This is a genomic window from Haloechinothrix sp. LS1_15 (assembly GCF_033042135.1).
In the GTDB taxonomy this organism is placed as follows: Bacteria; Actinomycetota; Actinomycetes; order Mycobacteriales; family Pseudonocardiaceae; genus Haloechinothrix.
This window is the reverse complement of sequence record NZ_WBXM01000001.1, coordinates 127245-149100: the sequence shown is the minus strand read 5'-3', so window position 1 is coordinate 149100 and position 21856 is coordinate 127245. Positions and strand designations below refer to the sequence as shown.

General features: G+C 68.0%; 20 protein-coding genes. 7 read left to right on the top strand and 13 right to left on the bottom strand.

What is annotated here, in order from left to right:
* Positions 1-54: 54 nt before the first annotated feature.
* The 8 genes from F8178_RS00730 to F8178_RS00695 all read right to left on the bottom strand — a co-directional run bounded on the left by F8178_RS00730 (position 55) and on the right by F8178_RS00695 (position 6071).
* Positions 55-708 carry a hypothetical protein gene (locus tag F8178_RS00730; protein ID WP_317492611.1) on the bottom strand — a complete coding sequence of 218 codons (654 nt, stop codon included), beginning with the start codon at positions 706-708 and terminating at the stop codon, positions 55-57.
* Positions 709-853: 145 nt separating this feature from the next.
* Entirely contained in the window at positions 854-1420 is a 567-nt protein-coding gene (locus F8178_RS00725) for a hypothetical protein (protein WP_317492610.1), read from the bottom strand.
* 236 nt (positions 1421-1656) lie between these two features.
* On the bottom strand, positions 1657-2556 hold the full coding sequence (locus F8178_RS00720; RefSeq protein ID WP_317492609.1) for a hypothetical protein: 900 nt from the start codon (positions 2554-2556) through the stop codon (positions 1657-1659).
* Between the two features lie 22 nt (positions 2557-2578).
* The gene (locus tag F8178_RS00715; protein ID WP_317492608.1) at positions 2579-3892 is read right to left on the bottom strand and encodes a hypothetical protein; all 1314 of its coding nucleotides are present in this window, start codon (positions 3890-3892) and stop codon (positions 2579-2581) included.
* A 9-nt stretch (positions 3893-3901) separates the two neighbouring features.
* Positions 3902-4204 (bottom strand): hypothetical protein, encoded by a 303-nt coding sequence (locus F8178_RS00710; protein WP_317492607.1) that lies wholly within the window; start codon positions 4202-4204, stop codon positions 3902-3904.
* Between the two features lie 13 nt (positions 4205-4217).
* The gene (locus F8178_RS00705) at positions 4218-4880 is read right to left on the bottom strand and encodes an SAV_915 family protein (RefSeq protein WP_317492606.1); all 663 of its coding nucleotides are present in this window, start codon (positions 4878-4880) and stop codon (positions 4218-4220) included.
* A 100-nt stretch (positions 4881-4980) separates the two neighbouring features.
* Complete coding sequence (locus F8178_RS00700) at positions 4981-5184, bottom strand: DUF397 domain-containing protein (RefSeq protein WP_317492605.1); 204 nt, start codon at positions 5182-5184, stop codon at positions 4981-4983.
* 23 nt (positions 5185-5207) lie between these two features.
* Entirely contained in the window at positions 5208-6071 is an 864-nt protein-coding gene (locus F8178_RS00695) for a helix-turn-helix transcriptional regulator (RefSeq protein WP_317492604.1), read from the bottom strand.
* A gap of 77 nt (positions 6072-6148) precedes the next feature.
* Here F8178_RS00695 and F8178_RS00690 point away from each other — a divergent pair, with 77 nt between their 5' ends.
* Positions 6149-6457 (top strand): hypothetical protein, encoded by a 309-nt coding sequence (locus tag F8178_RS00690; RefSeq protein ID WP_317492603.1) that lies wholly within the window; start codon positions 6149-6151, stop codon positions 6455-6457.
* A 111-nt stretch (positions 6458-6568) separates the two neighbouring features.
* On the opposite strand, the gene F8178_RS00685 is transcribed toward F8178_RS00690, so the two are convergent.
* Both F8178_RS00685 and F8178_RS00680 read right to left on the bottom strand, forming a co-directional pair.
* Positions 6569-9799: a chaplin family protein gene (locus tag F8178_RS00685; protein WP_317492602.1), complete on the bottom strand. Its 3231-nt coding sequence runs from the start codon at positions 9797-9799 to the stop codon at positions 6569-6571.
* A 220-nt stretch (positions 9800-10019) separates the two neighbouring features.
* Positions 10020-11090, bottom strand: a complete 1071-nt coding sequence (locus F8178_RS00680) for a hypothetical protein (RefSeq protein WP_317492601.1) — start codon at positions 11088-11090, stop codon at positions 10020-10022.
* A 462-nt stretch (positions 11091-11552) separates the two neighbouring features.
* On the opposite strand from F8178_RS00680, the gene F8178_RS00675 reads away from it, so the two are divergent.
* The 4 genes from F8178_RS00675 to F8178_RS00660 all read left to right on the top strand — a co-directional run bounded on the left by F8178_RS00675 (position 11553) and on the right by F8178_RS00660 (position 15362).
* Complete coding sequence (locus F8178_RS00675; protein WP_396344955.1) at positions 11553-12809, top strand: AI-2E family transporter; 1257 nt, start codon at positions 11553-11555, stop codon at positions 12807-12809.
* Positions 12810-12814: 5 nt separating this feature from the next.
* Positions 12815-14008: a MacS family sensor histidine kinase gene (gene macS, locus F8178_RS00670; protein WP_396344954.1), complete on the top strand. Its 1194-nt coding sequence runs from the start codon at positions 12815-12817 to the stop codon at positions 14006-14008.
* Positions 14005-14670 carry a response regulator transcription factor gene (locus F8178_RS00665; protein ID WP_317492599.1) on the top strand — a complete coding sequence of 222 codons (666 nt, stop codon included), beginning with the start codon at positions 14005-14007 and terminating at the stop codon, positions 14668-14670. The genes macS and F8178_RS00665 overlap by 4 nt, the downstream gene beginning before the upstream one ends.
* Positions 14671-14735: 65 nt before the next feature.
* Complete coding sequence (locus F8178_RS00660; protein ID WP_317492598.1) at positions 14736-15362, top strand: DUF1707 domain-containing protein; 627 nt, start codon at positions 14736-14738, stop codon at positions 15360-15362.
* 80 nt (positions 15363-15442) lie between these two features.
* Here the strand turns inward: F8178_RS00660 and F8178_RS00655 are convergent, their stop codons facing one another.
* Positions 15443-16381 (bottom strand): ribokinase, encoded by a 939-nt coding sequence (locus F8178_RS00655; protein ID WP_317492597.1) that lies wholly within the window; start codon positions 16379-16381, stop codon positions 15443-15445.
* A 325-nt stretch (positions 16382-16706) separates the two neighbouring features.
* Between F8178_RS00655 and F8178_RS00650 the strand changes: the two genes are divergently transcribed.
* Positions 16707-17444, top strand: coding sequence for a TetR/AcrR family transcriptional regulator (locus tag F8178_RS00650; protein ID WP_317492596.1), 738 nt, complete (start codon positions 16707-16709; stop codon positions 17442-17444).
* A 110-nt stretch (positions 17445-17554) separates the two neighbouring features.
* On the opposite strand, the gene leuS is transcribed toward F8178_RS00650, so the two are convergent.
* Positions 17555-20437 (bottom strand): leucine--tRNA ligase, encoded by a 2883-nt coding sequence (leuS, locus tag F8178_RS00645; RefSeq protein ID WP_317492595.1) that lies wholly within the window; start codon positions 20435-20437, stop codon positions 17555-17557.
* Between the two features lie 392 nt (positions 20438-20829).
* Here leuS and F8178_RS00640 point away from each other — a divergent pair, with 392 nt between their 5' ends.
* Positions 20830-21240 (top strand): SdpI family protein, encoded by a 411-nt coding sequence (locus F8178_RS00640; RefSeq protein WP_317492594.1) that lies wholly within the window; start codon positions 20830-20832, stop codon positions 21238-21240.
* 23 nt (positions 21241-21263) lie between these two features.
* On the opposite strand, the gene F8178_RS00635 is transcribed toward F8178_RS00640, so the two are convergent.
* The gene (locus tag F8178_RS00635) at positions 21264-21845 is read right to left on the bottom strand and encodes a YqgE/AlgH family protein (protein ID WP_317493040.1); all 582 of its coding nucleotides are present in this window, start codon (positions 21843-21845) and stop codon (positions 21264-21266) included.
* Between the last annotated feature and the right edge of the window lie 11 nt (positions 21846-21856).

Below are 21856 nucleotides of genomic sequence, written 5' to 3'. Positions count from 1 at the left end.
GTCATGCGGCTGATCGCGGCCTGCGATTGCCGCAAGCACCGGATGCGCGGCCCCTCATCTGCCAGGGAATTGGGCGCCGACCTCGGCGGCGGTGTCGAGCGCATCGGTGGATGGCCGCCCGCTCGCGGGTTCGGACTCGGCGATCACCACCAGTGAGCCGTCGCGCCGCGAGTCGTAGTGTTGGCCGGTGAACGTGATGCCCTGCTCTTCCAGCGCTGCCATGCCGATCGGCGCGACGTTACCGGTGCCGTAGGTGTCCACCAGCTCCTTCAGCCGGATGGCCTCGCCCGCATCCGGCATCCGCACCCACGACACCGACAGCACCATGCTGTTACCGGCGTCGTCCGCCAAGGTCAGCAGCACACGGTCCAACGACTGGCACGGGGAACCGGCGAAGTACTGCCGCACCTGGCCGTAGGCGTGGGCGGCGCAGTCGGTGTTGTGCCTGGCCACCTCGCGCGCCACCCGTATCCCCAGGTGTCGCCACGCGGCACTGCGATTACCGGACCGCGCGGCCACTTTCGCGCTCGCGGCGGCCTGGGTCCCGACGCTGACCGACGAGCTCACGGCAGCGGAGCCACCGAGCGCTCCGCTGTGCGCGGCGACCGCCGTGGCGAGCACGGCCCCGGCCACGAACGCCCCGCCACCCTTCTTCGGAGTGATCGGGCGCGCACGGCCCTGCTTATCTGTGTAAAAGTTCGGCGACACCGCACACCCCCTACTCGCGCATCGACCCCATACCCGTCTGGTCAACGCCGGGCGATGCTTCATGGTCGCCGCTGCCGCGACACGGCGGGTGTGGTTCGCACGTACGCCACCCGGATGGAGCAGCGGATCTGCGGCCTCGGCCGGCTCAGCCCGACCAGTCGAACCGGGCCAGGCTTGACTCGTCGGGCTGCACCACGGTGACGCCGTATTCCTGACCGGAGCCGGTGAACGCGACCGGCACCGTGACGGTGCCGCCGGGCGGGATCGCGTCGTTCTCGTCACCGCCCTCGTACTCGAAAACCAGGGACAGCGCCTCCTCGTCGCCATCCACCCGGGGGTACAGCGAGATCATCGCCGGGTGTACCGGCTGGTCGGTGTTGTTGGTGTAGGTCAGCTCCACCGACCACTCCGCCGGTGGTTCTCCCGGTTCCGCATACTCCTCGCTGCGCTCCGGGTCGAGTAACTCGAATCCATCCACGGTGATGCTGATCCCGTCCTCGTGCGTATCGCCGAGGCGGTACTCGTGCAGCGTCGGGTTGGGCGGGGCGACCGGGTTGTCCTCCAGCTCCTCGGCCGGTTCGATCTCGGCCAGCGTGGGCGGAGCATCACCCGTTGTCCCCGAGCCGGGGGAGACCTCACTGCTGCAACCACCGAGCACCAGGGCAACAGCGGCAGCGGCGGTGACAGCGACGGTCGGGCGGGTCCGTGGCATCACAAGCCTCGCTTCCTGGGTTCGCGCTGTATATGTACGTTCGTTGTCCAGGACGCGCGGGGTGCAGCGCGCTTATTCATATGTCGGGGTATTCACCACGTCCACGCGACCGAACATCATTCCTTACCTGCAGTTTCCATCCGCGAGTCGGCGACGCCGACCCCCATCCGAAAGCATGTGAATAGCCCTCCAGGGTTCAAGCGACGACGCATCCGTCATGTACCTCATCCACCGTCTTACTTTCCTGATCGAGGATTATGCTGCTCATCCCAACCCGGCAAATGTTTCTCGAAGACGATCGGGAACTTCTCTCGAAACTCCGCCGGGGATGAATCGTGCGGAAAATCAGCAACGTCCATGATCTGCTGCACTTCTGGATGCTTCATCACTTCGCGGATCTCGTCGTCGGACAACGTCGTCGTATCGACTTCGGCCGTTCTCGGAAGCTCCCCAGAAGCCAACCCTTCCAAAGCGGTGTCCAACTGCAACTGGCGGCGAGCCGAATTGGTCACCTCGGCGCCGTTGACCATCGAGTGCAGGATACCGTTGTACAGCAGATCCCAGACACGACGATCTTTTTGCAGCTCAATGAAGCTACGCTCCAGATATCGCTCGCCGTCCCACAACCGAAGAAAATCGTTCGGACCGGCTACACCGACATCGATCTTGGTGAGCTCGTACAGCTTGACGAAGACTCCGCGTGTCACTCCAAGGCGCACGCGCTGAACCTGGAGCCAATCAGCGCCCGCTGAGTAAACCATGAACGTCAACGGCATCGCCGGAAGCAGCGCGAGCACGACAAGGAGCACCCACATCTGCCATACCGTAACCCACCCAAAGGCATCGCCCCACTGAAAATACCCCGCTATAGACCCACCGGCAGCGATAAAGATCAGAAAGGAAAGCGCGGTGCCAATCTTTGCGCGATAGTTCTCCTTGTACCACGCCAAAACCGGGCCCATCCCAGAAGGCGGTTTCGGCTTACTGGATAACCGGAGATCGCGCCCTCGATCCTCCTCAGGCGGCTGATCGATTCCGTAGAAGCTCAGCCCTCGCGGCGGGAACGGCTTTCCCGTCATCGGGTCCGGTCGAGGCGGCAGGTCCGGAACTTCTGGTGTCGAGCCGACAGAACTCATCTCTACGTAAGACCTTTATTCACTAGTAGTCGTACCGGGGAAGTTCAGGATAGTATTTCTCCGCTGGACTTTCCGAGTCTTCCGAGTCGGGCATGAAAGTATCAACAACGTGTTGACCAGAGATACTTCCTGCAATCATTCCCCCCACGCCAACAACAAACCTAACCTGCGGAGGGAGCGGGGCTCCGGCGAGTATGCTGGCAGTTTTCGTCGCGCTGTGGCCGCCCAGTGCTCCGCCTCCGAGATCACCTCCAGCTCGTGCGGCGGCCTCGCCCCATGTCCGTTCGCCTGTGTAGGCGCCTCTCGCCTGGTTGAACAGAACAATCCCGCTGGCGGCATACGGAAGGTTCTTCATAACCGAAGCCGCCTTCCCACTTCCTGGCGGCAGCTGGCTCTTCCCCGGATAGGCGGCGACGAACGCCCTGGTCTTGCTGTCGACCTTTCGGGTGTACTCGTCAAACTCGTTGATCCGCTTGCTCATCGCCTGCTGGCCTGGTCCAGCTCTCGATGCGGACCGTTCGAGCGCTTGGCGCGCTTCACCGCTCAGCTCCGTCAACCGGCCGGTAGCGAAGTTCTGGTACGTGGTCGCGGTCGCCTTGACGGTGTTGGTCTTGGCCAGCGCCGCCACACGATCGTTCTCCACAGCGGCCGCACTGCCCAGCACCGAGGCGACCGTCGTAGTACCCACATTCCACAGATCAATGTTCCAACCGGCGGGCTCCAACCCCTCTTGCAGGTTGATGTGAGCTTGCCGCTCCCGGTTGCGCGCGTCGACGACCAGGTCCCGGCATGCTTCGAACACGTCGGCGTGACGGTTGTACTGGGCTGCTCGGCCTACCCAGTTGTCGTGCGCTTGCTGGAACTCCGGGATGCCGCCGCCGGATGGGGACACGAAACCTTCGGGGCGTGGCTCCGGGCCAGGCGAGCGCGGCGGCAGGATGTACGGTCCGTCGATCTCCAGCATGGCGTAGGCCGCCTTGTCCAGTGCTTCCTGCATGAGCTCGTTGACCTTGTCCAGCTCATCGGCGAACTCGCGGAGCGCCCGCTCAGACCGGCGGGCCCCGTCTTCGATCAGGTTGAGGTTCTCCCCGACATCGGCGACCGAGTCGCGAAAAGCCTCGTGCGCCGGTCCGTACCAACCGGAGTCCGCGGTGTTGCGGGCGTGGTAGAACCAGTCACCGGTCGACTCTGTCCGTGTCGCCACCACATTGAACCAGTCCGCCGCTTCGCGGCAGGTGCCTGAACTGCCGTTCACGGTGGTGTTCAGCGGCGGGATTCCGCCCCGGTCGGGTTCGGCGTCCTGCCAGCGCTCAGCCAGCTCCTCGACTCTCGGCATGGCTCGCGCTCACTCCTCGTCCATCCGTTGCTGCTCCAGCTCCAACCGACCCGCATGGGTGTTCTCGATCTCGTCATAGGCACCCGTGGTCTCATCGACCTTCTCGGCAGTCTCCTCCAGGTACTGAGCCATCGCGGCAGCAGCATGATGCGTGCGCGACATCGCTTCGGCAACGAACTCCGAGGAAATACCGGCGTCCGCCGCTTGAACATCGCGCTCGATCGCCTGGTCGAGCGTGAGGACCCCCGAGCGCAGCCTGCTCGCCGTCATTCTGAGCGCATCGCTTTCGTAGCTGTAGCCGTCTCCCGACATCCCATCCCCATATCTAGAAGTGGCTTTGTCGACTCCAGTCCAGGGCCACGTCCTTGTGCCGCGCCTCCTCGGCGAGGATCGGGTTGACCACCACGCCGTGCGCCCCACACTCCTGCGCAACCTGCTCGATACGGTCGATCTCGATCGCAGCGGCCGCCTGGTACGGACCGCACGCCTCCCGCAGCTGTTCCAGCGAGGTATACACGCACAGCAACGGCGGGCTGCCTGGCTGCTCACGATGCAGTTCGGCGGTGACCCGCCGGTCGCCCCGGCGCACCGGGCGGGTCGGGATCCACACCTGGCCCTCGTCCACCGGCGTCGCGTCCAGCCGTTCCAGCGGTGGCTGATCGCGCGGGTCCGGCTCCGGGTACCGGTGCCCCTCCGGAAGCCACACGTCCAGCCCCACCAGAACAATCGGACGGATCGCCTCGCCGACCCGTTCCAGCTCGTCGACGGTCATCCGCACGTAGGGCTGGCCCGTCCCGGCCGAAGCCGCCAGCAACGAGAAGCCGCTGAACGCCACCACCACGATCTCGCCCTGCGGGCTCTGCCGGAGCTCGATCGCCCCCTCGGCGGTGGCGAGCACGAACAGATCCCTCAGGTCGTGCTCACGTAGGTCTTCCAGCAGGAACAGCTCGGCGCGGTCGAACGCGCGCAACCCAACACCGCCCGCCATGCCGTGTCCCCCTCACATCGGCGGTCGTCACCCGACCACCCGAGGTAAGCACACCCGCACACGGAGCGCAACGGGTTCAGCCCATGTGGGTCACTGCTTCTCAGGAGTGTGCGGCAACCCCGTGGAGGAAGGCGCTCCACGCGCTTGCCGGGACCGTCAGATGACCGCCGTCCCGGTCCTTGGAGTCGCGCACCCCGACGGCACGGTTGACCCGCGACAGGGAGATCTCCACGCAGTTCCCGCCGTTGCCGCTGCTGTAGCTGCTGGTGATCCAGGTGGCGTTGGTGAAGCCCGGGGCAGTCATGACACACCCCTTCAGGTGGCGCGTTAACGGTAGGACTCCACCATCTTATCGAGGAACTCGCGGGAGGCTTCCGGGTCCAGTGCATCCTGCCGTAACCGGCCGAACACCACGCTGTACTGGGTGAACTCCTCCGGCTCCTTGAGGTAGGTGGCGCCGAACAGGTCCTCCAGGTAGACCGTGGACAGGCCCTGCTCCTCGAGTCGGAACAGCGCGAAGGGTGACGGCATCGGGATGCGATGCGGCGCATCGAACGGCAGCACGCGGAGCGTGATGTTGGGCCGCTTCGACGCGGCGACCAAGCGCTGCATCTGCGCGCGCATGATCTCGCGGCTGCCCTGCACGCGGCGCAATGCGGCTTCGGACAGCACGACGTCGAGCCGCACCGAAGGTCGTCCGTTGCGTTTCAGTACCGACTGCCTCTCCATCCGGGTGGCGACCTGTTGCTCGATCAGCCGTGGATCGGCTTCCGGTTCCCAGCACACGATCGTCGACCGCGCGTAGTCCTCGGTCTGCAACAGCCCGGGAACGTGGTCGATCTCGTACGTCCGGATCTCGGTCGCGTCCCACTCCAGGGCGAGGAACCGGCGGAACCAGTCGGGTACCGCATCACGCTGGCCGGACCGTCTGCGGCGTCGCTTCGGCTGCTTCTCGGCCAGGGTGACCAGGTAGTCCCGCTGCTCCTCGGTGGCGCCGTAGAACTCGGCCAGCTGGCGGATGTCCTCCGGGTCGGCGGTCTGGTTGCCGTTCTCCAGCTTCGACAACTTCGGGTGCTGCGCGCCGATCGCCTTGCAGGCGTCCACGATCCGGTAGCCGGCTTCCTCGCGCAGCCTGCGGAGCTCGATGCCGAGCTGTGTCTTCAGCAGTTCCGGGTCAGAGGGGATAGCCATGGTAGAACTGTACCACTTGTGTTCAAGAACTGTTCTCATTAGTGTTCGATCTATATCCGAACGAGAAAGGGGGATACATGGCCACCCCGGACGAGCACCCCAGCAGCAACGGCGACGGTCTTCCGCGCCCCGAGCCGGATCCCGAGCTCCTCGACGAGCTCTCCGCCATCGCCCACGAGGACCCACCCCTGCTGTTCGCCATCTACGGCACCTACCGCCGCGACCCCACCATCCCGATCCTCGGCTGGGGGATCGAGTTCCCCACCGGCGGCACGCTCTACCGCTCCGCCTACGACCGCACCATTCACTCCTCGGACACCGCCGAGCGTGTCCTCGAAGTCCAGTCGATCATCGGGCATGTGCGGCTCACCTGGCTCAACGCGTGAACCTGCCGCGCCGCAGCGAAAGGCCGGGCCGAGCGGCATCGCACCGCTCGGCCCGGCCCTGCTAGCACCCCGAGAACTTCTTCCTATTCAGTTGGGATCACTCTGTGACGCTCAGTTCTCCACGTGCACCGGGTGCTGTGCGGCACCCGCGCCCACCTGCTGGAAGAGGGCCTCCAGCTCGGAGATGTTGCCCAGGTCGAGGTCGACCAGCTCAGCGTCCTGCGGCAGGCCCGGTGCGGCCGGGACCTCCGAACGCTCCGGAGCGGGCACGCCCTCGACGGCCTGCGGCTGCAGCAGCGGGCTCACCTCACCCGCCACCAGTGCGGTGGGGTCCTGCAGCGGCATCGGCACATCGGCCCCGGTCGGCTCACCCGTACGGGCACCGTCCAGGTCCCGGGCCCCGTCCAGCGCGGGCAGATCGGTGGCGCCCATCTCGGCACCGTCCAGGATCATGTCGATCTGCGGCAGGTCACCGGCCACGTTGATGTCCGTGGCGTTGGTGCCCAGCGCGACTGCCTCACCGAACAGCGGCAGCTCGAAGTTGAACACCTGCACCAGGGCACCCAGCGGGAACTGGTTGTCCGTGCCGGACAGCGAGCCCTGGTCACCGGAGGTGGTGGTCATGCCACCGACCGTGCCGAAGGTGGTGTTGTCCCCGGTGCCGTGCGCGACACCGCCGAGGGTGGCCGCGTTGCCGAAGACCTGGGCAACCGCCGCGACCGGCAGGTCGAAGATGTTGCCCGACATCGAGCCTTCGTTACCGGAGGTAGTGATGTCCCCACCGGAGGTGGCGTCGGTGAAGTTGACCCCGTTCCCGGTCGCGGTCGCGGTCAGCGAGGCGGCGTTGCCGAAGACCTGCGCGATGGGCAGGCCCTGCGCGGACACCACGTTCCCTGCGAGGGAGCCACCGTCACCGGCGGTGTGGGTGTCCCCACCCGCGACGGTGAAGATGTCGTTCATCCCGTCGCCTTCGGCGGTGCCGATCCAGCTGGCCGCGTTGCCGAACACGCCGCCCGAACCGGCGAACGGCGCCTGGACGACGTTGCCACCGAGCGAGCTGTTGGTCCCGTCGGTGGTCGAGGTGCCGCCCGCGAAGGAGTCGGTCACGCTGTCCGAGGTCCCGGACGCGTTGCCGATCCAGGACGCACCCGTGCCGTGGACCTGCACCGGGATCGAGCTCGCGGCGTCGACGATGTTGCCGGAGCCCTGGCTGTTGGGAGCCGTGGTCCAGGTGTCCCCACCCGCGGCGGTGGTGCTGGTGTTGACGGCGTCGCCGCTGGCGTTGCCGCCCCAGACGCCGCCGATGCCGAACACCTGCGCCGGCTGAGCGACCGCGCCCTGCACGATGTTCGCCGACAGCACCGAGTTCTCACCGGAGGCCTCGTAGTTGCCACCGGCCGAGGTGTCGGTGTCCGACGTGGCCTTGCCGTGGCCGTTACCGATCCAGGCACCGCCGATACCGAACACCTGCGCGGGCAGCGCCACCGGAGCGGCGACCAGGTTGGAGCTGGCGACCGCGTCGTCGTCGATGGTGCTCGCGTCGCCACCCGCCGAGACCAGCTTGGTCTCCTCACCGGTACCGGAGCCGGAGCCGCCCCAGGCACCGCCGATGCCGAACACCTCGACCGGCGCCGCGGCCGGTGCCTGCACCAGGTTGCCGCCGCCGATCGCGTCGTCACCCCGGGTGCCGTTGTAACCGCCCGCCTCGACGAGCTTGTCGCTGGTGGCGTGCCCGTCGGCGGTGCCGATCCAGGTGCCACCGATACCGAACGCCTCGACGGGGCCGGTCACGGGAGCGTGTGCGCTGTTGCCGCCGAGGACCGAGTCGACACCGCTGGTGTAGGTGCCGCTTCCCGCGTCGGCGGTGGTGATGTTGTCCGCGTCGGCCTCAGCGTCGCCGATCCAGGAACCCGCGACACCGAAGACCTCGATGGGCAGCGCGACCGGAGCGTCGGCGAAGTTGCCGGAGCCGACCGAATCGTCACCCGAGGTGTGCGAGAACGCACCGGCCTTGGTGTTGGCCTCGTGGAAGTTCGGGTAGACGCTGCCTGCGGTGGCCTTCCCGATCCAGGTCGCGGCCACGCCGTGCACGTTGTCGTTGCCCGCGACCTCGGGCTCGACCAGGTTGCCGGACAGCACGCCACCGTCACCGTTGGTCTGCACGTAGGTGTCGATGTCGTTGATGCCCGGGCGGGTGCCACCAGCGGTGGCGTCCACCGTGTTGTCCTGACCCTGGCTGTCGGCGATCCCGATCCAGGAAGCCGCGCTGTTGTTGACGCCGACGGCCTTAGCCAGCGGACTCGCCCCGACATTGCCGGACAGCACGCCGTCCTCACCATCGGTGGCGATGGAACCACCGCTGTCGGCTTCCGAGCTGGAAGCGTTGCCGAACGAGTCGGCCTGGCCGCCCCAGGTGGCAGCGTTGTTGTTGAACTGCAATGGCGTTGCCCAGTGCCCGGCGAGCACGTTGCCAGCCAGCACACCGTCGTCACCGTCGGTGGTGACATCGCCGCCGGTGGTGGTGTCCTGCTCGGCGTTGTTACCGCTGGAGCTGGCGTTGCCGCCGATCGACCCGGCATTGTTCGCGATCTGAATGGGCACGGCCCACTGCAGGTCGATCACATTGCCGCCCAGCGTGTCACCCGAACCGCTGGTGTTGATCTCCCGAGAGTTGTCGACGGACTGCTGGGAGTCGCCGCCCGAGACGTGCGCGTCGCCAAGCAGGCCGAGCGCGTTGTTGCTGATCTGGATCGGGATGACCAGGTCACCCACGATCTGGTTGCCGCCCAGTGCGTCACCGTCCGAGCCCAACAGCCCGCCGGTGTCCCTGGTCTCGTGGTCGCACCGCTCACCGGCAGCGTGCTCGCACCGCTGCTGCACCGTGTCCTCGGCAGCGGGCGCACCCGCCTGTCCGGCCTGCCCGACCACCTGGTCCACCGCGTCCTGCACCGGCTCGGTGACCTGCGATACCGGCTCGGTCGCCTGCTGCGCGGGCAGCCCGGCACCGCCGGTGGCCTCGCCGACCGCGTCGGTGGCCGCGTCGCTCTTGGCGTCCTCCGCTCGCGCCTGCGTGGCGTCACCGCCGAGCCCGCCGTCCAGGCCACCACCGAGCGACTCGGTGCTGATCTCTTGATCGATCTCGGGCGTGTCGTACTGCCCGAACGGTGTGCCGATGGCGTTGTTCTCGGCCTTGATCGGAACCGAGATCGACCCGTCCAGCGGGCTCGCCGGAGACTTGTCCGGGTCGACGTTCTCCTCAGCGGAAGCGATGCCGGTACCGAGCATCAGCAGACCACCGGTGACCAGCGCGGTTTGCAATCCGCGCTTCGCCCAGTTCTGCATGAGAGTTTTCTCCTTCGTTTCCTTCTTGCGAATTCCCGTTTGAGGGTGGGGATCGGGTGCTGGACGAGGCAGGGCAGCACCCGGGGAGTGCGGACACCTGAGGTCCGCGGGGGGATGAATGCGAGATGACGATCGCCGGCCGTATCAACGACGTAGCCGCGGGCCGCTCGCGCGCGCACGCAGCGCGCCGCTCAAGCCGGCACTCTCGCGATCGTTGAACTCAGTCAGGTGTGACACCGGGCTGGGAACCCGGAGCGAACGGCGCCTGGTTGGCGCCGGAAACGGCACCGCGCGCCTTGCCGGCGTCCACGGCTTTGCTGAAACCCAGGAGAGTGCTCAGCGGCATGTAGTCCATGACCTGGACCGGGCTGGCACTTCCCGTGGTCGGGTGGGACCCGGCACCGGAAGCGCCGCCAGCGGGCTGCGCAGTAACGTCGTGCAGCTCCGGCGACGTGGTGCCCTGCAGCGAGTCCGCGACCCGCGGGGCGTAGTCCCCGCTCTCGATCACCGTGGGTGCGCCGTCGCGCGCGGTGCCCGTGGTGTCTTCGGCGATCGGATGCGCTTCGCTACCGGAGGATCCCCGCGTGTCGAGGTCCTCCTTGCTCTGCGCGCGCTGATCGCCCGCTCCCTCCGGAACATCGAGTACATCCTCGATCTCCGGACGGAACCAGTCGCGCAGCGCGTCGGACCACGAGTCGGACCAGGACTCATCATCGAGCTCGCCGAGACGCTCGGCGGCCCGCTCCGGCCAGTCGAGAACGCGCTCGACGGTGGCCGATGTCCTGACGACCGATTCCTCGACAGCCTCGCGGGTGAGCTCACCGCGCTCGGCCAGCGATGCCCGATCGGTTTCGTCTGCGCATGTCACGCCGAGCGGACAGGGATGCTCCGTGGCACCGTCGTCGTCGGCCTCGCGACCCGAGTCGGAGCTGGTGCCCGACGGATCACCGTCATCGCGGGTCTCGTGAGACTCGCGATGCGGTTCGCCGCCGGTCCTCAGCTCGTCGCCGACCCGCTCGACACCGGAACGAGCCCACGTTCTGACATCGTCGCCGACATCACGAAGGTCCCGATCCGAGTCCGAGTCGAGCCAGTTCACCACCTCGCTCGACGACGCTGGTTGCGTCCCCTCGCCCTGGGTGGACTCGTGCGCCGCCTCGGCGCTCGCGGAGGACAGTGCCACGGTGATCGCGGCACCCGCGATCGTGCCTCCCAGCACGACGAGGGCACGGGTGCACCAGCGACGGACGCGCATGCCGCGCTTCGCGATCGCCGATGTCACCTCGATCACCGCAACTTCCCTGCTCGTCGGTCTCCGGACGTGCGCATTCCCGACAACCACTCGATGACGATGAGCTGGAAAGCGTGAATGCGCTTCGTGTCCATACGCACACCTGTTGTGGTGCGCGCTACCGAGATTGGCAAAAGAGATCGAGGTCCGCACGCGACACACGCACACTCACCCTGATCGTGTGACAAATACGCATCGCGACAACCCGCTACCGAGGGTCACTGCCAGCAGCGGGGCACCACCCGGCTCGAGACACGAAAAACCCTGGTCTTCGCCCCGAGACACAGCATCTCCCGATACGGTGGCAGTGTGACCAAGAACCTTCCGGCCACCGAATCGACCAGCGCGGCCGAATCCGATACCGCCGCGTCAGCGCAGCCCGAGCCCGACGGCGGCGCCTTGCACGGTGCCCACGCGCCGATCACCGACCGTGGTGAGCGCGCATCCGCCACCACCGAGGAACTGGAGGAGACGGACCAGCCGGAAGCCGCGGCCGGGTCCGGAACCGAACCGCCGGTGACCGAGCTGATCCCCAAGGGCTTCCGCGTGGCGGCAGCCTTCTCCTGGCGCTTCCTCGTCGTGGCCGCGGCCGCGGCGGTGCTCATCTGGCTGATCCGCGAGCTGTCCATCGTCGCGATCACGTTGAGCATCGCGTTGCTGCTCGCCGCTTTGATGATGCCCGCGGTGACGATGCTGCAGCGGGCGCGACTCCCGCGCGCGCTCGCGAGCGTCATCGTGCTCGTCGGCGGTCTCGGCATCCTCAGCGGCGTGGTCACCTTCGTGGTCGCGCAGTTCGCCGACGCGCTGCCGGAGATGCAGCAGCACATCAACCGGAGCCTCGACCAGGTCCGGGACTGGCTGATCACCGGACCTTTGGCACTGGAAGCCGATGACCTCCAGGGATTCATCGACCAGGCCATCAGCTTCGTCCAGGAACACCAGCAGGCGATCACCACGCAGGCGCTGACCACCGCGGGTGTCGTCGGGCAGATCGTCACCGGCTTCGTACTCGTGCTCGTGATCCTGCTGTTCTTCCTGCTGCACGGCGACCGGATCTGGACGTTCCTCACCCGCGCGGTTCCCACCTACGCACGGGCCCGCGTGCGCCTCGCGGGGCAACGAGGCTTCGAGACGCTGAGCCGGTTCATGCGCGCCACGGTGATCGTGGCGATCGTCGATGCGGTGGGGATCGGCATTGGGCTGGCCATCGTCGGTGTGCCGATGGTGCTACCGCTGGCCACCCTGGTCTTCCTCGGTGCCTTTATCCCCATCGTCGGCGCCGTGGTCACCGGCGCTGTTGCCGTACTCGTTGCGCTGGTCACCGTCGGTTGGGTCCAGGCGCTGATCGTGCTCGGCATCGTCATCGCGGTGCAACAGCTGGAAAGCAACGTCCTACACCCGCTGCTGATGGGCAGGGCCGTCAGTCTCCACCCGCTGGCGGTGCTGCTCGCGGTGACCGCCGGTGTGTTCATCGCGGGCATCATCGGCGCGCTGTTGGCGGTACCGCTGCTGGCCGTGGTCTCGGCAGCGGTCAAGTCGCTGGCGCAAGAAGAACCGGAAGAACCGCACCTGCCGAAATTCGCCCGCAAGCTCGCACCGCAGCGGCTGCTCCGGCACCACGAAGGCGACGACCGTGCCGAGGGCACGGAGAGCAGCAAGCGCGGTGAGGGCGGTGACGCGCAGGACACCACGCAAGCCGAGCCGGGTACGCGCGCGTGACCGAGCTGGGATCGCGCAGGCACGCGCTGGCAAGCGACCCTACGACCGCGCTGTGGTGGGGCGCGATCGCGTTGCGGGTGATCCTGCTCGGCTTCGCCGTCGGAGCCGTCACCGTTCACAGCGACGACTACCAGCGCCCGTGGCTGGCCTGGGCCGTGCTGGCCGCGATGTGCGTGTGGACGTTGCTGACCGGCATCGCCTACAGCAGGCGGCGCTGGCGCTGGGGTTGGCTCGTCATCCTCGACGTGCTGGTGGTCAGCGGATTGATGCTCACCTCACCGCTGGTACTCACCGACGAGATGTACGCCGCCTTCGCCCCGCTGATCACCACTGTGTGGGTCGGCGCGGCACCGGTGATCGCAGCGATCCGCTTCGGTCCGGTGGCCGGGGTACTCGCCGGGGGCTACCTCGCTGTGGCGACCGGCTTCGCCCAGACCCGGCTCGACCTCGATGTGGTGCGCGACGGTGTACTGCTGGTGGCCAGCGGCCTCGTTGTCGGGCTCGCTGCGACGGCGTTGCGCAGCGCCTCGGCGGCGCTGCGGGAGGCGCTGCGCACCGAGGCCGCCCAGGCCGAACGCGAACGGCTCGCCCGCTCCATCCACGACAGCGTGCTGCAGGTCCTCGCCCGGGTCCGCAAACGCGGCAGCGAGGTCGGCGGGGAAGCGGCCGAGCTCGCGGCGATGGCAGGCGAGCAGGAGATCGCGCTGCGCGCGCTGATCGGCACCAACCCGGAAGCAGGCGCGGAAGAAGGCACCGCGGACCTGAGCAGCCACCTCCGCGTACTGGCCACTTCGAAGGTGCAGGTGTCCGCACCCGCCGAGGAGGTGCCGCTCCCAGCGGGCGTGGCAGCCGAGTTCGCGGCCGCGGTGCGTGAGGCGTTGACCAACACCGAGCGGCATGCTGGCGCGGGCGCGCGGGCGTGGGTGCTGGTGGAGGACCTGGGCGACGAGGTCGTGGTCAGCGTCCGCGACGACGGTCCCGGCATCGAGCCAGGGAGGCTGGCGCGTGCCGAGGCCGAGGGCAGGCTCGGTGTGGCGCGATCGATCAAGGGGCGGTTGGCCGAGCTCGGCGGCTGCGCCACCCTGGAAACCGGTCCGGGAGCGGGAACTGAGTGGGAACTGCGCGTGCCCCGCGACCGTCCATCCCGGCAGCACAAGTTCGAGCGAACCGAGCGAACACGGAGGCGATCCCGCTTATGACGGACGTACCCATCTCGGTGATGGTCGTCGACGACCACCCGATCTGGCGGGACAGTGTCGCGCGGGACCTCGACGAGCGCGGCTTCGAGGTGCCCGCCACAGCCTCCGACGCCGACGGCGCCGTGCGCGCGGCCTCCAGCGTGCGGCCGGACGTCGTGCTGATGGACCTCACGCTGGGCCAGACCTCCGGAGTGGACGCGACCAGGGAGATCACTACCGCGCTGCCCGACACCAAGGTGCTGGTGCTGTCCGCGAGCGGGGAACACAGTGACGTGCTCGAAGCGGTCAAGGCGGGTGCCTCGGGCTACCTCGTGAAGTCGGCGTCGGCGGAGGAGCTGGTGGACGCGGTACGCCGCACCGCAGAAGGCGACCCGGTGTTCACCCCCGGCCTGGCAGGCCTCGTACTCGGCGAGTTCCGGCGCATGGCCGATGCGCCCGCGAGCCGGGACACCGCGCCCCAGCTCACCGACCGCGAGACCGAGGTGTTGCGGCTCGTCGCCAAAGGACTGAGCTCCCGGCAGATCGCGAACAAGCTGGTGATCTCCCCTCGAACGGTGGAGAACCACGTTCAGTCGACGCTGCGCAAACTCCAGCTGCACAACCGGGTCGAGCTCGCGCGTTACGCTATCGAGCACGGCTTCGATCGCGACGAACAACCCTGACCCGCAGCGCGCATCTCCGGGTTCTCCCTGATGTGGCAGTGCGTATCGCGCCCTAGCCTGGACGTGTGCAGTACACCGAACCTACCCGACCTGGCGACGTGCCGCCGCGCCTCTACCGGGTCAGCGACGCGGAACGCGAGTACGTCGTTGGCATCCTCCAGAAGGCCACCGGGAAGGGCCTGATCGACCTCGACGGATTCAGCGAACGCGCCGACACCGCGTATTCGGCCAGGACGCGGCAGGAGTTGAACGCGGTGCTCAGCGACCTGCCGGGGCTGGTGCACCGGGACGCGCCCCCGGCGCGGGTGTCGATCGCCCCGGAGCGGGACTCCGGAATCCCCAGGACACTCGAGCTCACCGCGCACCACTCGAACCTGATCCGCAACGGGCAGTGGTACGTGCCGGAGCGGGTGGTGGTGCGCGCCCGGCACGGCAGCACCAAGCTGGACTTCACCGAGGCCCGGATCGACAGCCCCGAGGTACATCTGGAGCTGGACACCAAGTGGGGCACGATCTTGATCATCGTGCCGGAGCACGTCGCGGTAGACGTCAACGGCATCACCGAGGTGAAGCACAGCTCGGTGGAGGACAGGACACGATCGGCAGGGAGGTCGCCCCGCCTGGTGCTGTCCGGTCGCGTGCACGGCGGCACGCTGAAAATCCGGCACCCGAAGCGTCACTGGTGGCAGTAACTCCGAGCCCCCGACCGTTCCCCGGTGTGCTCCAGTGTTCGACACGGGGTGTCGTTGCACTAGACACGGCGGGAGTGGGGTCAGGCGAGCTGGTCGGCCGCGGGATAGGAGTCCTGCGCGCCCCAGGAGCTCACCGAGATCGCGGCCACGCGCGCCGCGAAGCGGGCGGCCTCCGGGAGCTGCGCGCCCTCGGCCAGCCGGGAAACCAGCGCGCCTGAGAAAGCATCGCCCGCGCCGGTGGTGTCCACCGGCGTCACGGCGGGAGCAGGAACCGTCACCTGGCCCATAGCATCGTCGGAGGTGACAGCTCCCCGCGCACCGAGGGTCACCACCACCGAGCGTGCGCCGAGCTCGCGCAAGCCACGCACCAGCTCACCCGGCTCACCGGACTCACCCGGCCCGACGCCGAGCAGCCACGCGGCTTCGTGGCCGTTGACGACCAGCGGATCCGCGGCGGCCAGAATGTCCGGCTCCAGGTCGGTGACCGGGGAGGCGTTGAACACCACGCGGACCTGCCGGTCCCTCGCGGATCGCACCGCCGCAGCCACCGTCTCCATCGGCACCTCGGGGACCGTGAACAGCACCCGTGCCGCCGCGATGACCCCGGCTGCCGCCTGGACATCGGGGACACCGAGATCGCCGTTCGCGCCGGGCGAGACGATGATCGAGTTCTCGCCGTCCGGGGTCACGGTGATGTAGGCGGCGCCGCTCGGCCGCCGACAGCGGCGTACCAGGCCGGTGTCCACACCCGCCGCGCGAAGCGAGCCAAGCAGCTCCTCACCGGCGCTGTCGGCGCCAACCGCACCCACCATCGCGACCCGGCTGCCCAGTTTTGCGGCGGCCACGGCGACATTAGCTCCCTTGCCTCCCGCGCTGGTCCGGGTGTCGCCGCCGAGCACGGTCTCGCCCGCCTCCGGCCTGCGCTCCACCTCCACGGTGAGATCCCGGTTGGCCGAGCCGACCACGACCAGCTCGTGCCCGGTGCTATGGCGCGGCTCCTCGATGCCATCGGCAGTCACGAGCGCCAGCTTCCCACCCCTGTCATGGCCGCGCAAAGCAACAGGCGGCAGGCAGACGGCGTTTGCGGACAGTGGGACAGTGGGAAAACCTACGCGCGTACTGGTGTTCGCAGCCTGCGAAGCCGGTAGAATTCGCACCGGCCGTATCGGCGGTGGGAGTCGCTCGTTGAGACTCACAACCGCGCGTACACGATTACGTTCGCCTGGTGATGCCCTCGGGCACGGGGCGGACCGAGTCGCCGGCGCCGGCCACACTGCCCCCCGAGTGGTCGGCGTCGGCGGCGCCCCGCCGGGTGAGATCCCGAGTCCCCTTGAAGGCACGGTAATGCGTCAGACACCACCACAGCCCGGCTGGTCCGATATGGGCACCGAGATCCGCCAGACAGCGAGGACCCTGCTCGCCGAGAACGGCACGGAAGGCGTCACCCTCCGCGCCATCGCCCGTGACCTCGGGATCACCGCGCCCGCCCTCTACCGCTACTACCGGTCACATTCCGATCTGATGGAGCACCTGCGGCGGGACATCTGCACCGAGCTGGCAGGCGAGCTCGCCGAGCGCATCGCCGAGGCGGGCGATGCCGCCGGGATCGGGCAGTTCTTCGCAGCGCTGCGCGGTTTCCGGCGCTGGGCCCTGGAACACCCGCGGGAGTTCACCCTGGTATTCGCCTCGCGCCGCGCCGACACCGCTGCCGCGGCCACCCCGCTCGACCACGCGACCGAGCCTTTCGGGCAGGTGTTCATCACCAGCGTGTGGCACGTGCTCGCGCACCACGAGCTCACCATCCCGGCGGACGAGTACGTGCCCGAACAGCTTCGGGAGGACGTCGGCGCCTTCCGGGCCGCGCTGCTGGAGCTGCTGAGCTCGGCGACCGATCAGGAGGTCGACGAGAGCAGGCTGACGCTCGGGCTGTCCTATCTGATGGTGCAGTTCTGGACCAGGATCTTCGGCCACGTCGCCCTCGAGGTGTCCGGCAACATCCCGATGCCGACCGCCGACCCCGACGCGTGGTTCGACGCGATGCTCACCGACATCGCCCGCACCGTCGGCCTGGACAACGCCTGACCTGCCCCGCCGAGCTCATCGAGTGATCGTTCCGGGGCGGTGGTGCGAGCCGAAGGAGTCCTTGGGTACCGAATACGCACCGAAGGGGCCCTTCGGCTCGCACCCGAACGCTAGAGCACCACGTTGACGAGGCGTCCGGGAACCACGATCACCTTGCGGGGCTCGCCGCCGTCGAGCAGGTCGGCGATCTTCTCCTCGGCCAGTGCCGCGCTCCGGACCGCCTCCTCGTCGGCGTCGGCGGGGACGGTGACCCGCGAGCGCACCTTGCCGTTGACCTGGATCGGGTACTCGACGGTCTCGTCGACCAGGTACTGCTCGTCGGCCTCCGGGAACGGGCCATGCGCCAGCGAACCCTCGTGCCCCAGCCGGTGCCACAGCTCCTCGGCGATGTGCGGACACATCGGCGCGAGCATCAGCACCAGCGGCTCAGCGAGTTCGCGCGGGGTCGCCTTGGCCGAACCGTAGGACTTGGTGAGGTAGTTGTTCAGCTCGATCAGCTTCGCCCCCGCGGTGTTGAACCGCAGATTGGCGTAATCCTCACGCACCGCCGCGATGGTGCGGTTCAGCCGCTTGCGGTCCTCGACACCGGGCTCCACATCGGCCACCCGCAGCTGCCCGGACGCCTCGTCCACGAGCAGCCGCCACAGCCGCTGCAGGAAGCGGTGCGCCCCGACGACGTCCTTGGTCGCCCACGGGCGGGAGTCCTCCAGCGGCCCCATGGACATCTCGTAGAACCGGAAGGTGTCGACCCCGAAGTCCTCGGCCATCTGGTCCGGAGTCACGACATTCTTCAGGCTCTTGCCCATCTTGCCGTACTCCTGACTGACCTCCTCGCCGTTGTAGAAGTACCGGCCGTTCTCCTCGACGACCTCCTCGGCTGGCACGTACACGCCGCGGGAGTCGGTGTAGGCGTACGCCTGGATGTAGCCCTGGTTGAACAGCTTCCGGTACGGCTCCTCCGAGGATACGTGCCCCAGGTCGTACAGGATCTTGTGCCAGAACCGCGCGTACAGCAGGTGCAGCACGGCGTGCTCCACCCCGCCGACGTACAGGTCAACACCGCCGGGATCGTCCTGTCCGTGGATCTCCGGACGCGGCCCCATCCAGTACCGCTCGTTGTCCGGGTGGCACATCCGCTCCTCGTTGGTGGGGTCGATGTAGCGCAGCTGGTACCAGCACGAACCCGCCCAGTTGGGCATGGTGTTGGTCTCCCTGCGGTACGGTCGCTTGCCGTCGCCCAGGTCCAACTCCACCTCGACCCAGTCGGTGGCCTTCTCCAACGGCGGCACCGGCTGGGAATCCACATCCTCCGGCTCGTAGGTGGCAGGCGAGTAGTCCGCCACATCCGGCAGCTCCACCGGCAGCATGTGCTCCGGCAGCGGGTGGGCGATGCCCTCCACGTCGTAGACGATCGGGAACGGCTCGCCCCAGTAGCGCTGCCGGGAGAACAGCCAATCGCGCAGCTTGTACTGCACGTCGGCGCGCCCGTGACCGTGCTTGGTCAGCCAGTCGATCACGGTTTCCTTGGCCTGCTCGACCCCAAGGCCATTGAGGTCCAGCCCTTCGTCGTTGGCAGAGTTGATCACGATGCCGTCGCCGAGGAACGGCTGGCTCTCGTAGCCCTCCATGCCGCCTTCCGGCCGCACCGTACGGATGATCTCCAGGCCGTAGGCCTCGGCGAAGTCCCAGTCGCGCTCGTCCTGCCCGGGCACAGCCATGATCGCGCCGGTGCCGTACCCCATGAGCACGTAGTCGGCAACGAAAATCGGGATGTGCTGGCCGTTCACCGGATTGACCGCGTACGAGCCGGTGAAGATGCCGGATTTCTCCTTGGCCTCCTGCTGCCGGTCCAATTCGCTCTTCATCGCGGCCGCACGCCGGTACACGGCCACGCCCTCGGCCGGGGTGGCGGCACCCGCCGTCCAGCGCTGGTCCACACCCTCCGGCCACCGCTCGGCTGTCAGCTCGTCGACCAGCGGGTGCTCTGGCGCGAGAACCATGTAGGTCGCGCCGAACAGCGTGTCTGGCCGGGTCGTGAACACCTCGATCGTCGCACCGTCGGCGGCAGCGGCGTCCGGGCTGACCGGGAAGTGGATGGTGGCGCCGCGTGAACGGCCGATCCAGTTCCGCTGCATCGCCTTGACCTTTTCCGGCCAGTCCAGCCGGTCCAGGTCGTCGACGAGGCGGTCGGCGTAGGCGGTGATCCGCATCATCCACTGCTTGAGGTTGCGCTGGAACACCGGGAAGTTGCCGCGCTCGCTGCGCCCCTCGGAGGTGACCTCCTCGTTCGACAGCACGGTCCCCAGCCCTGGGCACCAGTTCACCGGCGATTCGCTGACGTAAGCCAGCCGATACGAGTCGAGGATCTCGCTGCGCTCGACGGCGCTGAGCTCCTCCCACGGACGCCCTTGGGGCGTGTCCCGCTCACCACGCGCGAACTGATCTTCCAGCTCGCTGATCGGCCGCGCGCGTTGCTGCTCGGTGTCGTACCAGGAGCTGTAGATCTGCAGGAAGATCCACTGCGTCCACCGGTAGTAGTCGGGGTCGATGGTCGAGATCCGCCTGCGCGTGTCGTGACCGAACCCGAGCTGCCGCAGCTGGGCCAGGTAGCGCTCGATGTTGTTCTCGGTGGTGGTCCGCGGGTGCTGGCCGGTCTGCACTGCGTACTGCTCCGCTGGCAGACCGAAAGCGTCGAACCCCATGGTGTGCAGCACGTTCCGGCCGCACATCCGGCTGTACCTGGCGAAGACATCGGTACCGATGAAGCCGAGCGGGTGGCCGACGTGCAGCCCGTGACCCGACGGGTACGGGAACATGTCCTGCACGAACAGCTTGTCCTCCGGCACCCCGTCGCCGGTAGCCAGCGGCCCAGCGGGGTTCGGGGCGTGGAACGTGCCGTGCGCGTCCCAGTATTCCTGCCAGCGCCGCTCGATCTCGCCCGCCAGCGCGGACGTGTACCGGTGCGCGGGCGCGCCCTCGGTTGCCTCGCTCATCGCAGAAACCTTTCGGTGCAATGCACACCCTTCCTGCCGACGGTCGCAGCCGGCAGGCTGGTGATCAACGTTTCGGCCTCCTCATACAACAGAACCCCCCAGCCCGGGCGAGCATGAGGGGTAGCCGCGCGTGACCGTCCGGTCAGCGCGGCACGCCGAGAAGGAGACGAACCTTCACCATGGCCTCATACTAGCTGGTGACACTGACAGCACAGGTGCGGCCCTGCCCGTGAGCGCGGCAGGGCGCCATGTTTCACGTGGATCATGTCGACGGAGCGAGCGGACCCTCGTGCCGAGTGGCCGACATCGAAGTCGCGACGGGACTGTGATCCAGGCTGCTCGCCCGTTCACCCGTGGCCGGTACCGATGGGGGAGCCGCTTATCCTACGCTCGTGGCATTCCTGGCACTGATTCCCATCCTCTGTGGCGTACTGATCGGGTGGGGTGGATACCTCGGCTGGCGCGGCCGGATCCCCCGTGACCGGGGAGCGGGCGTGCGCACCTGGGCGACGCTGCGCAACGACGAGGCGTTCCGCGTGGGCAACCGGGTGGCCGCCCTCCCGACGATGGTCGCCGGTGGGGTCGGTGTCGTCTCCGGGCTCGCGTCGGCGGTGATGCCCGACACCTTCGGCATCGTGCTCGCGGTGAGCGTCGGGATGGTCGGCATGGTCGCGCTCGTCGGCGCAGGTGGCGCGCTCGGCCATCGCGCGGCCGCGGCGGTGCCGGACGCGAAACCGGCCGCCGCGGGCTGTGGCGGCTGCGGCTGTGGTGCGGGAGGCTGCGGCCCGGCCGGGGAGTCGTGACGCGCTACCGAACCACCTGACCGCTAGTTGAGTTGGAGGTCACCGGGGTGGGTAGCGAGTAACGCGGTCGGTACTCCCTGCCTGCGGAGCACGTGCCCCCACAGATCCGTGTCCGGGCTGGCGAGCACGTCGGCGGGTAGCGCCGGAACCACCAACCAGTCTCCGCGCTGGATCTCGCTGTCCAGCTGGCCCACGCTCCATCCCGCGTACCCGGCGAACACCCGCATCCCCCGCAGGCGCGGTACCAGCAGATCCGGGTCGGCGTCGAGCACCACAAGTGCCACCGGCCCCCGCACGCCGATCGTGCCGGGCACCGCGCTCGCACGTTCCCCGGTACGTAACGCGGCAAGGCACAGCGGGGTGTCCTGTTCCACCGGCCCGCCGACGAACACCGAGGCGGGTTCCACCACATGTCCGGCCCATGAGGGCAACACGTCGTCCACCGGGATCTCGCTTGGCCGGTTCAACACCACACCGAGCGTGCCCTCCTCGCTGTGGTGCAGCACGTAGACGACCGTCCTGCGGAAGTTCGGGTCGGACATGCTCGGATCGGCGACCAGCAGTGACCCCTGCTCAACGTCGGAGATCGCTCGCACAGGCACCATGTTCTCACTCA